Origin of the sequence: Pseudomonas sp. W15Feb34 (assembly GCF_023127765.1) — a bacterium.
Taxonomy (GTDB): Bacteria; Pseudomonadota; Gammaproteobacteria; order Pseudomonadales; family Pseudomonadaceae; genus Aquipseudomonas; species Aquipseudomonas synxantha_A.
Map to the genome: position 1 here is coordinate 1 of NZ_SPKN01000038.1, position 12,937 is coordinate 12,937.

At 60.5% G+C, this 12,937-nt stretch carries 10 protein-coding genes and 1 pseudogene; 4 read left to right on the plus strand and 7 right to left on the minus strand.

Annotation, left to right across the window (positions count from 1 at the left end; translation table 11 throughout):
- Window positions 1-236: 236 nt before the first annotated feature.
- Window positions 237-1,403, minus strand: a pseudogene (locus tag E4O97_RS18540) (aminotransferase class I/II-fold pyridoxal phosphate-dependent enzyme); the annotation flags it as partial.
- A 195-nt stretch (window positions 1,404-1,598) separates the two neighbouring features.
- Between E4O97_RS18540 and E4O97_RS18545 the strand changes: the two are divergent.
- Window positions 1,599-2,945: a sodium:proton antiporter gene (locus tag E4O97_RS18545; protein ID WP_248161908.1), complete on the plus strand. Its 1,347-nt coding sequence runs from the start codon at window positions 1,599-1,601 to the stop codon at window positions 2,943-2,945.
- 120 nt (window positions 2,946-3,065) lie between these two features.
- Here the strand turns inward: E4O97_RS18545 and E4O97_RS27535 are convergent, their stop codons facing one another.
- From E4O97_RS27535 to E4O97_RS18555, 3 genes are all read right to left on the minus strand, one after another.
- A complete protein-coding gene (locus E4O97_RS27535; protein ID WP_005788437.1) occupies window positions 3,066-3,200 on the minus strand; it encodes a hypothetical protein in 135 nt (44 codons plus the stop codon).
- Between the two features lie 11 nt (window positions 3,201-3,211).
- The gene (locus E4O97_RS18550; protein WP_078821390.1) at window positions 3,212-3,424 is read right to left on the minus strand and encodes a hypothetical protein; all 213 of its coding nucleotides are present in this window, start codon (window positions 3,422-3,424) and stop codon (window positions 3,212-3,214) included.
- Window positions 3,425-3,509: 85 nt separating this feature from the next.
- Window positions 3,510-4,055: a hypothetical protein gene (locus tag E4O97_RS18555; RefSeq protein ID WP_032803895.1), complete on the minus strand. Its 546-nt coding sequence runs from the start codon at window positions 4,053-4,055 to the stop codon at window positions 3,510-3,512.
- Window positions 4,056-4,480: 425 nt separating this feature from the next.
- Here E4O97_RS18555 and E4O97_RS18560 point away from each other — a divergent pair, with 425 nt between their 5' ends.
- On the plus strand, window positions 4,481-5,890 hold the full coding sequence (locus tag E4O97_RS18560; RefSeq protein ID WP_005788442.1) for a circularly permuted type 2 ATP-grasp protein: 1,410 nt from the start codon (window positions 4,481-4,483) through the stop codon (window positions 5,888-5,890).
- A gap of 2 nt (window positions 5,891-5,892) precedes the next feature.
- Entirely contained in the window at window positions 5,893-6,843 is a 951-nt protein-coding gene (locus E4O97_RS18565) for an alpha-E domain-containing protein (protein WP_005788443.1), read from the plus strand.
- Window positions 6,844-6,969: 126 nt separating this feature from the next.
- On the opposite strand, the gene E4O97_RS18570 is transcribed toward E4O97_RS18565, so the two are convergent.
- Together E4O97_RS18570 and E4O97_RS18575 are read right to left on the minus strand one after the other, a co-directional pair.
- Window positions 6,970-9,228: an ATP-dependent DNA helicase gene (locus tag E4O97_RS18570; protein ID WP_248161910.1), complete on the minus strand. Its 2,259-nt coding sequence runs from the start codon at window positions 9,226-9,228 to the stop codon at window positions 6,970-6,972.
- Window positions 9,225-10,871 carry a VRR-NUC domain-containing protein gene (locus E4O97_RS18575; RefSeq protein WP_248161912.1) on the minus strand — a complete coding sequence of 549 codons (1,647 nt, stop codon included), beginning with the start codon at window positions 10,869-10,871 and terminating at the stop codon, window positions 9,225-9,227. Before E4O97_RS18575 ends, E4O97_RS18570 begins: the two co-directional genes overlap by 4 nt.
- Before the next feature lie 188 nt (window positions 10,872-11,059).
- Here E4O97_RS18575 and E4O97_RS18580 point away from each other — a divergent pair, with 188 nt between their 5' ends.
- Window positions 11,060-11,284, plus strand: coding sequence for a YgdI/YgdR family lipoprotein (locus tag E4O97_RS18580; protein ID WP_005788446.1), 225 nt, complete (start codon window positions 11,060-11,062; stop codon window positions 11,282-11,284).
- 134 nt (window positions 11,285-11,418) lie between these two features.
- Here E4O97_RS18580 and E4O97_RS18585 read toward each other — a convergent pair whose 3' ends face one another.
- Entirely contained in the window at window positions 11,419-12,843 is a 1,425-nt protein-coding gene (locus E4O97_RS18585; protein ID WP_248161914.1) for a lipase, read from the minus strand.
- Between the last annotated feature and the right edge of the window lie 94 nt (window positions 12,844-12,937).

Here is a 12,937-nt window from a genome sequence, read left to right on the forward strand (position 1 = left end):
TGTCGAATTCCGGCCAGCGTGGTTTAACGGGGCGCCTAAGATCAAGATCAAAAGCAGATCAAGATCAATAGCGGCTCGCTTCGCATCGTGGTTACCGTCGGCTGCTACCAATTTGGGTAGACACCTATGGCCGTCGGGGCAAGTCGAATCGTCGCACCGCCCCTCCCGCATTTGAAACGAGACAAGGCCAAAAGTTGGGCAAGTACTCACGCCCAGTGCACGGCCCGCTCACTGGCAAGCTGTTCAACAAACAGCACAATCCGCCGACAGGCTTGCGCCAGACGCTCCTCGCCCAAGGTAAAGGAAAGCCGAACGAAGCCCTGGGCCGGCTCGCCGAAGGCTGCCGCGTCCAGCACCGACACGCCAGCTTCACGAAACAGGCGCCAGGCGAAATCCAGGGACCCCAGGCCCGTATCGCGCACATCCACCAACACAAACATGCCCGCTTGGGGCGCCTGCACGCGGATGCCCGGGCAGGCGCTCAAGGCAGTCACCACCAGGTCGCGTCGGCGTCGGTAAGTCTCACGCATGCCTTGCGTGACTTCGTCATGGGCCAACACCGCAGCTGTCGCCGCCTCCATCACGAAGCCGGGCAAGCCGTACATCATGCTCAACAGCAGGGTTTCAGCGTGCTGCACCATTTGCGCTGGGGCGATGAGCCAACCGATTCGCCAGCCGGTCATGGCATGGGACTTGGACAAGCTGCCGATCACAATGCAGCGCTGCGCCATGCCCGGCAACGCCGCCAGGCTGTGGTATTCACCGTCGAACACCAGGCTTTCATAGACCTCATCCACCACCACCCACAGGTCATGTGCGATCGCCAAGTCCGCAATGGCTTGCAGCTCTTGCCGGTTGAGCACCACGCCAGTGGGGTTGTTCGGATTGGAAAAGAATATCGCCCGGGTGCGCGGCGTGATCGCGGCGGCGAGCAATGGTGGATCCAGTCGAAAGCCGGACTGCGCACTGCAGGGCACCCGCACCAGGGTGGCGCCGCTGGCCTTGAGCGTGGCTTCGTAGGTGACGTACATCGGGTCGAGCACCAGCACTTCGTCGCCGGCCTGCAACAGGCATAGCGAGCTGATGAACAGTGCGTTCTGCGCACCGGGCACGATGATGACGTTGTCAGCCGCCAACGGGCGGGCCAGGGTCTGGCTGTAACGGGTCGCGATCGCCTCGCGCAAGGCCGGGCGCCCGGCGATCTCGGTGTAGTGGGAATCTCCCGCGTGCAAGGCATTGACGGCGGCGTCAGTGATAAAGGCCGGCGTGGCGAAATCCGGGTCGCCGACGCTGAGGATGATGACGTCTTCGCCCTGGCTGGCAGCGTCGAACGCAGCGTGGTGGATGTCCCAGGCGGCGACGCCCTGCCCTGCAATTCGTTCAACGAAGGGAGAAAACCTCATGCCAGAGACTCTGGTGAAAGAATAAAGACGCAAATCCATAAATATGCGCGCGGCAACAATCGGTCAACTTAGTGCATAGCAAACCGTCGTTCAATGGATAAATAGGGCCTTGTCCCCGTGGCTGGCAATCACATTGAACCCCCTCCCGGTCGCTGTTCTCAAACCTGCATAGACCACGGCCCTGGAACACCCACGATGACTTTCATTCTATGGTTGGCCGTATTGGGCGCCGTACTGCTCACCCTCGCCCTCACCTCCTCCTATTTGCGCTGGATGCCGGTGACCACCTCAGCGGTGTGCTTGTTGCTGGGCATCGCCATTGGCCCGCTGGGCGTGGACTTGTTGCACCTGGACGTGAAGGGCTCAGCGCGCTGGATGGAGCACCTGACGGAAGTGGCGGTGCTGTTTTCGCTGTTTGTCAGCGGTTTGAAACTGCGCCTGCCGCTCAAGCACCGCACCTGGCGCATCGCCTTTGGCATGGCCGGGCCGGTGATGCTGCTGACCATCCTCGGCACCTGCCTGTTGCTGCACTACCTGTTCGATTTAACCTGGGGCGTTTCATTGCTGGTGGGAGCGATGCTGGCGCCCACAGATCCGGTGCTGGCCGGCCTGGTGCAGGTCAACAATGCCCAGGACTATGACGCGTTGCGATTCGGCCTGTCCGGCGAAGCAGGGTTGAACGACGGCACTGCGTTTCCTTTTGTGATTTTTGGCCTGCTGTTCATGCAACATGGCGGTTTCGACGGCGACTGGTTCGGCGGCTGGGGGCTGAAGAACCTACTATGGGCGGTACCGGCCGGGCTGTTGATGGGTTACTGGATGGGCCGCGGCATTGGCCGTATCACCCTGCGCCTGCGCTTGATCAATGCCGATAGCACCCTGTCACCGAATGACTACCTCACCCTCGCGCTGATTGCCCTGGCGTATGTGACGGCTGAAGCGGTCGGCGGCTACGGCTTCTTGTCGGTGTTCGCGGCGGGCCTGGGGCTGCGCCAGGCCGAGGTCAAATCCACCGGTTATGCGCAAACGCCGGCCGAGCACCTGGCCCAGCCGGTGGTGGGCCATCTGGAGATCGAGCCCGAGCAGGCGCTGCACGGTGACGTCAGCCAGTTGAAGGACACCCAGATCGCCGCCGGCGTGATGATGGGCGACATGCTGGCTTTCGGCAGCCTCGTGGAGCGCTCGATGGAGGTGCTTCTGGTCAGCGTATTGGGCATCGTGTTGGTCAGCCATTGGGATTGGCGCGCGCTGGCGGTGGCGGCGTTGCTGTTCTGTGTGGTTCGCCCGCTCAGCGTGTTTGCGATGCCTTGGGGCAGCCTGCTGGACCGGCGGCAACGCAGCCTGATCAGTTGGTTTGGTATTCGTGGGATCGGCAGCCTCTACTACCTGTTCTATGCGCTCAACCATGGGCTGATAGGTACCAGCAGCGCCGTGGCGGTGAACCTGACCCTCTCGGTGATCGCGCTGAGCGTGATGGTGCATGGCCTCAGCACCCAGCCCTTGCTGGCGTGGTACGAACGACGCGCCGCGCACAAAAAATGAATCCTGCGCCGCGCTTGGCGTGACGGATAACCGCGTACCGGGCCAGAAGGTTTCAGTGGATCAAGCACAGTAAGAATACCTACTGTTCAAGCTCACCGATCCCTTTGGCCCGCCGCCCGATCAATCCTGACTGTCGGTATTGCCGACGTCGGCCGCTTCATCCAGATCGTTGAGCGGCACTTGCGCATCATCCATCAGCGAACCCGGATCTTCATTGCCGGGGTCGTTGAGTTCTTCGTCGAGTTCTTTTGACATGACCGTCTCCGTTAACCGCCTTGGGTATCGATATCGGCATCGGTTTCAGGCTTGTGCTCGCGCTCAGGCTTGAAGTCTGGACTGTAGTCGTTTTCCCTGGCCTTGGGGTCGCTGGCAGGCGTCGGGTCCTTGGGCGCATCGGCAGCGGTGCCCGGAGCGGGCTCGCCACCATCGATGGCAGGGTCATTGCGGTTGCTGGTTTGGGGATCGTTGGATGTAGACATGGCATACCTCTTCACAGACCGGTGATAAATCTTTACCGCGTAAAGCTAAGGCGCCACGTGCCCCAGTGAAGTTCCGTCCGATTGCTCAGCGCAGTGGATTGTCCACCTGGATATAAAACGCATAGATGCCCAACACCAGCCAGAACACCATGAACAACCACGGCGCGCGCATGGAAAACAGCAACGACTTGCGATAGCCCTTGTGACTGGACTCCATTTCGGAAAACAGCGGCGATTCATCGTAGGCCAGGCCCATCACCGGCTCGCTGCGCAGCAATTCGCTTTGCTTGTAGTGCCAGTGATCAATGATCTGGTAGGCCGCGCGTATGCCAGGCCAGGCGTTGAGCGAGCTGAGAATACCCAGCGCGGCGAGGATCACCGGCACCACCAGCGTGAACAGCTTGCCCCATTCCGGGTTGAGGTTGCCCATGCCGGACACGAAAGCGATCACCAGAAACGATTGCGCAGTGAGGTAAGCGTCGGTGCGGTTGGCCAGGATGCTGGTTTCGTACTGGATCTCGCGCCGGTAGAAGTCGAGGCGATCCTTGGGCGAGCCGAAGATCTTGGCGTTGTGTTCGCTATGGTCGGTCAGGGCCGCTTCCGGCGTGTTTGGGGAGATGATTCGGGGCACAACGATGCTCCACAAAGTGACGGGACTCGTTAGAAGAATCGGACGTGGATGAAGTTCAAGTTTCTTGCGCACCAAGTCAGGGCGCCCTCTGCCCCCTTGTGGTGAGCCCGCTTCTGTGGCGAGCGAGCTTGCTCGCGCTGGGCTGCGCAGCGGCCCCCACAAAAGCGCGAGCGCTGCGCACTCCAGCGCGTGCAAGCTCGCTCGCCACAGGTAATCGCCACCTTGTGTGCGTTCCGGCACATCCCTTGCTTTATCCATTCATCTACCCGTAAACAGGAGCATTCGTTACCCCGCGACCCAGAGCCGACTCCATAAGAAAGTAAGGACCAGGCCTGTTGGCACCCTCAGCCACGGGCTCATAAGAACATGCGTTTTTTAAGCGGCAGTGCCACCCAGGAAATCCTCGGCACTGACAAGGTACTGGAATGGCTCGAACTTTCTTCGATGAAATGAATGACGCAAACGGCGTATGCCGTGCCCACTATCAGGATTTTTCCCGCTGGCTGGCCAACACGCCGCCGGAACTGCTGGCCCAGCGTCGCCGTGAAGCCGACTTGCTGTTCCATCGCGCCGGGATCACCTTCACCCTGTATGGCGACGAGCAAGACACCGAACGCCTGATTCCCTTCGACATCATCCCCCGCAGCATCCCCGCCAGTGAGTGGAGCCTGATCGAGCGCGGCTGTATCCAGCGGGTCAACGCACTGAATATGTTCCTCGCCGACATCTACCACGACCAGCGCATTATCAAGGCCGGGATCATTCCGGCAGAACAGGTGCTGGGCAACGAGGGCTATCAGAAGGCGATGGTCGGCCTGGACCTGCACCGCGACATTTACTCGCACATCTCCGGTGTCGACCTGGTACGCGACGGCGACGGCACCTATTACGTGCTCGAAGACAACCTGCGTACCCCCAGCGGCGTGAGCTACATGCTCGAAGACCGCAAGATGATGATGCGCCTGTTCCCGGAAGTGTTCGCCAAGCAACGCATTGCGCCGGTGGACCACTACCCCAACCTGCTGCTCAAGACCTTGAAAAGCGCCAGCCGCCTCGATAACCCCAATGTGGTGGTATTGACCCCTGGACGCTTCAACAGCGCTTTTTTCGAACACGCGTTCCTGGCGCGGGAAATGGGCGTGGAGCTGGTCGAAGGCGCCGATCTGTTCGTGCACGACCTCAAGGTATTCATGCGCACCACCGATGGCCCCAAGGCGGTGGACGTGATCTACCGGCGCATCGACGACGCCTTCCTTGACCCCGAGGCGTTCAACCCCAAGTCAATGCTCGGCGTACCCGGCCTGGTGGCGGCCTATTGCGCGGGTAATGTGGTGCTCGCCAACGCGATCGGCACCGGGGTGGCCGACGACAAGTCGATCTACCCCTATGTGCCGGCGATGATCCGCTTCTATCTGGACGAGGAGCCGGTGCTGCAAAATGTACCGACCTTCCAGTGCCGCAAGCCCGATGAACTGTCCCATGTGCTGGCCAACCTGGAACAACTGGTGGTCAAGGAAACCCAGGGTTCCGGCGGCTACGGCATGTTGGTGGGCCCCGCCTCCAGCGCAGCCGAGATCGAAGATTTTCGCCAGCGCATCAAGGCGCGTCCCCACGCTTATATCGCCCAACCGACCTTGAGCCTGTCCACCTGCCCGACCTTTGTCGAAAACGGCATCGCGCCCCGGCATATCGACCTGCGCCCCTTCGTGCTCTCGGGCAAGGAAACCCGCCTGGTGCCGGGCGGCTTGACCCGCGTGGCGCTGAAGGAAGGTTCGCTGGTCGTCAACTCGTCGCAAGGCGGCGGAACCAAGGACACCTGGGTGGTGGAGGGCTGAGTATGTTGAGTAGAACCGCTGCTGATCTGTACTGGATGTCGCGCTACCTGGAACGCGCCGAGAACCTGGCGCGCATGTTGGAAGTCAGTTATTCACTGTCGTTGATGCCCCAGGCCGGGCGCAGCGATGGCCTGGATGAGCTGGCAATGTCGTTGCTCAGCAGCGGCACCCTGGACAGCTACCTGGAGCGTCACCAGACCCTGGATGCCGAGCGCATGTTGCACTTCTTCGCCCTGGACGAAGAAAACCCGGCCAGCATCTACAACTGCCTGCGCGCCGCCCGAGGCAATGCCCACGCCGTGCGCGGGCGCATCACCGCCGATATGTGGGAAAACCTCAACGCCACCTGGCTGGAAATGCGCAGCATCGCCGCCGGCGGCCTGGCGCGGCATGGCATCAGCCACTTCTGCGACTGGGTCAAGCAACGCTCGCACCTGTTTCGCGGCGCGACCTCGGGCACCATCATGCGCAATGACGCCTACCGGTTTATTCGCCTGGGCACCTTTGTGGAACGCGCCGACAACACCTTGCGCCTGCTGGATGCGCGCTATGAGATGTTTGGTGAAGAGTCCGAAGAAGTCAGCGACTTGTCGGCTCGCGGTTATTACCAGTGGAGCGCCCTGCTGCGTGCGCTGTCCTCGTTCGAGGCGTACACCGAGTTATACCCCAACGCCCTGAATGCACGCTCGGTCTCGGAGCTACTGCTGTTACGCAGCGATGTGCCGCGCTCGCTGCACGCGTGCATCGAAGAGTTGAGCCATATCCTCGCCGACTTGCCCGGCAGTTACGGACGCACGGCGCAGCGCCTGGCGGCGGAGTTCGAAGCAAGGCTGCGGTATACCGGGATCGATGAGATTCTGGAAGATGGACTGCACGCCCGGTTGACGGACTTTATCGACACCGTGCGCGAGTTGGCGCGGGCGATACACAGTTCTTACCTGGAAGTAATCTAAGCAACACCACCGCTCAAATGTGGGAGGGGGCTTGCTCCCGATAGCGGTGGGTCAGCTACATACTGGCTGGCAGATACGCCGTAATCGGGAGCAAGCCCCCTCCCACATTTGAATCGCCGTAATCTGTCAAGCATTGATCGCCCACCACCTCGGCAGCAACTGTCGAACCCGCGACTCGCCAAAGCGGTCATCGATCAGCATTACCACGCCGCGGTCGTGCTGGCTGCGGATTACCCTCCCCGCCGCTTGCACCACCTTCTGGATGCCGGGATACAGGTAGGTGTAGTCATACCCCGCGCCGAAAACCTCGCCCATGCGTGCCTTGATCTGTTCATTCACCGGGTTGAGTTGCGGCAAGCCCAGGGTGGCAATAAAAGCGCCAATCAAACGCGCCCCCGGTAGGTCGATACCTTCGCCAAACGCGCCGCCCAATACCGCAAAACCGATGCCTTGGCTGTGCTGGGTGAACTGGTCCAGGAACGCCTGGCGCTCGGCCTCGGCCATGCCGCGTGACTGTAGCCACAGTGTAATCTGCGGGTGTCGCTCGGCGAGTAACTGCGCCACTTGCTGCAGGTAATCGAAGCTGGAGAAAAACGCCAGATAGTTGCCCGGCTGCTCGGCAAATTGCCGGGCGATCAATTCCACAATAGGTTCCAGCGACGCCTGGCGGTGCACAAAGCGTGTAGAGATGCGCTCAACGATGCTGACCTGCAATTGCTCGGCCTTGAACGGCGACTCTACGTCGACCCAGGCAGTATCCGCCGGCAACCCGAGTAAATCGGCGTAATAGTGGCGTGGGCTCAGGGTCGCGGAAAACAGCACGCTGCTGCGAGCCGCCGTCAATCGGGGCCGGATGAATTCGGCCGGCACCACATTACGCAGGCACAGGGTCGAGCTACTGCGCTTGCCACTGAACTGGCGCTTGCTGATGTCGAAGATGAAGTGTTCGTTGAATAGCTCGGCCACCTTGGAAAATTGCAGTGCTTCAAAGTAGAAGGCTTGCAGGTCGCCATTGAGGAACTCGGGGTGATCGTTGAAGTAGTCGCCCATGGCGCTGGTGCACAGGCTCAGGGCCTGTAGCAGTTTGTCGGGCCGGGTGGCATAGGCCTGATACGGCGCGACTTGTTCCTTGTGCAACGCGTTCCACTCGCGGTTCAGGCGCTGCAAGGGTTTGTTCAGCGGCTCGGGCGAGGTATCGCGCAAGGTCTTGAGGCTGTATTGGTCGAGGCTGGCGCTGTACATCGAACGGGCGCGTTCCACCAGGTTATGGGCCTCGTCGACCAGCGTCGCAACACGCCATTGGTTCAACTGCGCCAGGCCGAATAACAGGGCGCCGAAGTCGAAAAAATAGTTGTAGTCGGCGACCACCAGGTCGGCCCAGCGCGCCATTTCCTGGCTGAGGTAATACGGGCACACGTCATGGGCCAGCGCCACACTGCGCAGGCTGCGCTGATCGAGCAGGCGAACCCTGGACGCGGCATGGCGGGCGGCGGGCAAGCGGTCGTAAAAACCCTTGGCCAGCGGGCAGGAATCACCATGGCAGGCTTTATCCAGGTGTTCGCACGCCTTGTCCCGTGCAACCAGCTCAAGTACACGCAGCGGCAGATCCGGACTGCTGTCGTACAGCACCTGGGCGGCATCCAGGGCGAGCTTGCGCCCCGGCGTTTTGGCGGTAAGGAAGAACACCTTGTCCAGCTGCTGCGGCGCCAGCGCCTTGAGCATCGGGAAGAGGGTACCGACGGTCTTGCCGATGCCCGTGGGCGCCTGGGCCATCAGGCAACGGCCGGTGCTGACCGCCTTGTAGACCGACTCGGCCAACGTACGCTGCCCGGGACGAAAATCGGCATGGGGAAATGCCAGGGCTTGGGCGGCCTTGTTGCGCTTATCGCGGTGCTGCATTTCCAATTGGGCCCAGTCGAGGAACAACGCACATTGCTGATTGAAAAAGCGCTCAAGCTGCGCCGCCTCGAAACGTTGGTTCAGCAGCGTCTCGCCTTCGCCAACGATATCGAAGTACACCAGCGCCAAGTCGATTTCGCCGAGGCCGAGCTTCTGGCACATCAGCCAGCCATACACCTTGACCTGGGCCCAGTGCAGTTGCCGATGGTTGGCGGGCTGGGCAGAGAGGTCGCCGCGGTAGGTTTTGACTTCTTCAAGGCGGTTGGCGTCGGGGTCGTAGCCGTCCGCCCTGCCCCGCACGTTGAGCTGCTGGTATTGCCCCTCCAGGGCGACTTCATTCTGGTAGTGCGCGCTGCGCCGGGACGCCACCGTACGGTGGCCGACGATACCTTCCTGGGCGCTGGGCGACGGGGTAAAGCGCAGGTCAAGGTCGCCGACCTTGGCCGTGAACTCACACAGCGCCCGTACGGCCACGCTGTAACTCAAGCGGGTTGCTCCGCCCAGCGCACGTAACAGACGGTGACCGGCATCTGGTACTCGCCGCAAAATTGCAGCCAGCGCAGTTGGTTGTCTTGCAGGCGGTCGCCCGGGCCCTTGACCTCGATCATGCGGTAGGTTTTTTGTGCAGGCCAGAACTGGATCAGGTCCGGCATTCCGGTGCGGTTGGCGCGGATATCCAGCAGCAGGCGTGTGAACCAATGGCGCAGGTGCTCGGCGGGCAGGCAGGCCAGGGCTTGCTCCAACAGCTCTTCGCTGAGCAGGCTCCAAAACACGAAAGGTGATTGGATACCCCATTTATCCAGAAAACGTTGGCGGATGGTGGCCTTGTAGCGCTCATCCCCCAGTTGCTCGAAACACGTAGCAAACAACGCCTCGCGGCGTTGATGGAAGTCTTCGCTGTGCAGGTCCGCCGGCCCACGCTGGAACGGATGGAAGAACGCGCCCGGCAGCGGCGCGAAAATCGCTTCCCAGCACAACAGGCCGAACAGCGAGTTGATCAACCCATTCTCGACGTAATGCACCGGTGCCTCGGGCTCGTTCAGGTGCGCCTGGACGCAGTATTCCACCGACATCAGCGGCGCCTGGGCGAGTGCCAGGTCAAGGCGTGCAACCGCTTGCGGCTTGGCCTTGGGCAACGCCGGTTCGCCGAGTTTGCGGCGCAGGCGCGGCAATACACGCAGCAAGTGCTGTTGTTCAGCGGCGCTTTCCGGGGCCTGCTGGGCTGCAGTGGCCAGGGCCAGCGCTCGGGCGTAATCCTCTTGACGCTCAACGACCCGGATCAACCGCGCACGTGCACCGGGATAGGCGCAGGCAAGGTAGATCTGTTCAGCCAGCGCAAGCTCGGCGCAGCGCTCGCAATACTGGCCGATCTGGAACAACAGCTTGGCGCGGCGTTTTTCCAGCCAGGGGTTGTCGGTGCGCAGGCCGGCGATCTGCACCAGCAGCGTGTCCAATGCCTCACCGGCTTCAAACGCTTGCTGGCACTGGTGCAGGAACAGGAACCCCACCACGTCGTCACGCGTGCGTAACCCGCGGGACTCGGCGCAAATCTCGACTTTTTCATAGGTGTAGATGCCCAGGTCTGCCAGCACGAACTCGGACCAGTCCTGGTGCAGGTTGCCAAAGAACATCAAGCGCAGGCGATCACACAACGCCATGACCGTAAGGCTATAGAGCACATCATCCAAGCCCGGGCACCATTGAGCAAAACTGCGCGGCTCGCTGAACTGCGCCGCCAGCGGTTCGAGCCAGGTGGCCTTGTTGCCCTTGGGCTGATCGATCCAGGGCCTGAACGCGCCGAGGATTTCGCCCTTTTGCAGCAAGGCGAACAAGGTGGCAAACGGCAGCGGGCTTTGGTCATCCACCCATCCCAGTTCTCGTAATGGGCCCGCTGCCGCATGGGGGCAGCCGATTTCCACATAATTAAGCTTGGCGCCGCGAAAATGCACACCCTTGCGCATCATCATGCGCACCAATAACGCCTGGGACGCCTGGGGCAACCTGTCAAATTGCTGAATGAAATGCTGTTCGTCCGCATCGAGCAGATCGGCATAGCGTTGCCCCAGCCAGGCCAGGACCTGGCGGAAGTTATGCAGGTAATACAAGGGGTCTTCGAGGGGGTTGGCCATGGCGCAAGGGAGTCAAATACTGGTTATGCATACAGAGTGCCGATGCAAAGCCGTTGTTGCAATCGGTAATAGATAAATGGCGCCTGCAACTTTTTGCAAAAAAACGATCAGATGAGGGAGCTGATCGCGTAACATTTATAGCCCACAGCCAGACGCTGCGGGACTTTTCAGGGTTAAAGGTAAGGGTTATGAACATGAAGAATTTGGGTCTGCCGCTGGTTGCACTCACTTTTCTGGTATTGGCCGGTTGCTCCACGCAAACGGTAGTGACATTGCAAAATGGCACGCAGTATTTGACCAAGGACACGCCCAACGCCAAGACAGCTGACGGCTTCTATGAATTTACCGATATCGCCGGCAAGCGCATTCGCATCAAGGCCGATGATGTAGCCACGGTGCGCAAGGAAAACTAATCTTTCCAGGCGAACCGAGATCAAATGTGGGAGGGGGCTTGCTCCCGATGAAGGTGGGTCAGTAAGCACATCTGTGGCTGTCCCACCTTCATCGGGAGCAAGCCCCCTCCCACAGTTTTTAACCGCATTCCAACTTAAGCGATAACAATCCCCTCCCCCGACAGACTGCTCACGCCCACCAACGTCACCGAATCGGCACCAAAACTAATCACCGTATCCCCGCCAACCACCTTGGTGTGATCGCGATAATCGGTACTGCCCTGCACATCGTTGAACACCAGCTTGTCTGTCGACTGATAGCCAATCACTCGATCATTACCAAACTGCCCACTGAACAAAAACGTGTTATGCCCGCTGCTGTCGCGGATCGTGTCATTACCCTTGCCGCCTTCGATAAAGTCCGCCCCCCTGCCGCCCTTGATCAGGTCGTCGCCGTCGCTGCCGATGATAAAGGTATTGCCCTTGTGCGCCTCGGCGTTGCGGTTCAAGTCCTGCACCCAGGTGTTGGCCCGTGCCGGATCGGACAGGTTGGCGACGATCACTGTGGAGTCACGGGTCATCTGCTCGTAGAAGCCGGACTCGAGGATGCGCGTCATGCCGTCGCCATAACCGGTGGGCAAGTGCGAGACCCAGGTCGGCAGGTTGAGGATGGAAAACGGCAGCACGTTCCACAGTGCGGAAGCGTAGTGGTCGTTGAAGCTGACAATATTGTCGGTGCTCGACTCGTGGGGTTTGTCGTGTACGCCCAGGGACGACAGGTTGAATGAGGAACCGTCCAGCGCCCGGAATACCGGGTCGTTTTCGTAGCCGACGTTAAGCACCTTGTCGCCGGCGCTTTGGGTGGGCGACGCATAGGCCACGTAATTGGAATCGGTGTAGAACCCTGACCATTTGCTCCCACTCAGATCCGCCATGCTGTTGACCGCAAGGCCGCCCAGGCTGTGGCCGCTGACCACCACATCCTTGCCGCTCAGGCCCTGGGCGCTGGCATAGTCAGCGACGTCGCCGAGCAAGTTGCCAAACGCCTCGCCAGCGTAATTTTTTGCATAGTCCTTGGGACCGAATGCAGCAAGCAGGTCACTGATCACATCCCCGATGGAATCGGTGATCAGGCTTTCCCGTGGCCCCGAGGTGCCACGGAAGCCGATGCCGATTTCCAGCAGTTTGCCGGCGTCATCGTATTTGCCCAGCACTTCCACTTGGGCGGTACCGTAGGCAGCCTTTTCGCCAAAGAAGGTGCCACGGGCATCGACCTTGCCGGTATAGCCCAGGGTGCTGGCGCTGATTGGGGTCCAACCGGCCTGTTGCACTGCGTCGAGGGCGGCTTTTTCTGAATCCGGGTTCCACGGGATCCCGGGAATCACGCCTTGGGCGTTGCCGCTGCCAATCAGCGCGCTCACCAGCGTGGCCGGCAGGCCAAGGCCCAAGCCGTTGTTCTGGTAACCCACGGAAAAGCCGTTATCCAGGTTGTGGTAGGAATACATCGTGATCGCCATCGCATCGGCGAACAACGTTTTGGAGCCCTCGGTGCCGAGGTTTTTATAGTCAAAGATACCCATTGGTAGTGCCTCTCTGTTGTTGGATTTGTAGAGAAAGCCAAAACACCTGTTATCCGTTACCTACTGTAGGAGCGAGCTTCTGTGGCGAGGGAGC

What these genes read in the sequence shown, in the direction of transcription:
- E4O97_RS18545 (WP_248161908.1), top strand. Translation starts at nt 1,599, where the DNA reads ATGACTTTCATTCTATGGTTGGCCGTATTGGGCGCCGTACTGCTCACC.
- E4O97_RS27535 (WP_005788437.1), bottom strand. Translation starts at nt 3,200, where the DNA reads ATGTCAAAAGAACTCGACGAAGAACTCAACGACCCCGGCAATGAAGAT.
- E4O97_RS18550 (WP_078821390.1), bottom strand. Translation starts at nt 3,424, where the DNA reads ATGTCTACATCCAACGATCCCCAAACCAGCAACCGCAATGACCCTGCC.
- E4O97_RS18560 (WP_005788442.1), top strand. Translation starts at nt 4,481, where the DNA reads ATGGCTCGAACTTTCTTCGATGAAATGAATGACGCAAACGGCGTATGC.
- E4O97_RS18565 (WP_005788443.1), top strand. Translation starts at nt 5,893, where the DNA reads ATGTTGAGTAGAACCGCTGCTGATCTGTACTGGATGTCGCGCTACCTG.
- E4O97_RS18575 (WP_248161912.1), bottom strand. Translation starts at nt 10,871, where the DNA reads ATGGCCAACCCCCTCGAAGACCCCTTGTATTACCTGCATAACTTCCGC.
- E4O97_RS18580 (WP_005788446.1), top strand. Translation starts at nt 11,060, where the DNA reads ATGAACATGAAGAATTTGGGTCTGCCGCTGGTTGCACTCACTTTTCTG.
- E4O97_RS18585 (WP_248161914.1), bottom strand. Translation starts at nt 12,843, where the DNA reads ATGGGTATCTTTGACTATAAAAACCTCGGCACCGAGGGCTCCAAAACG.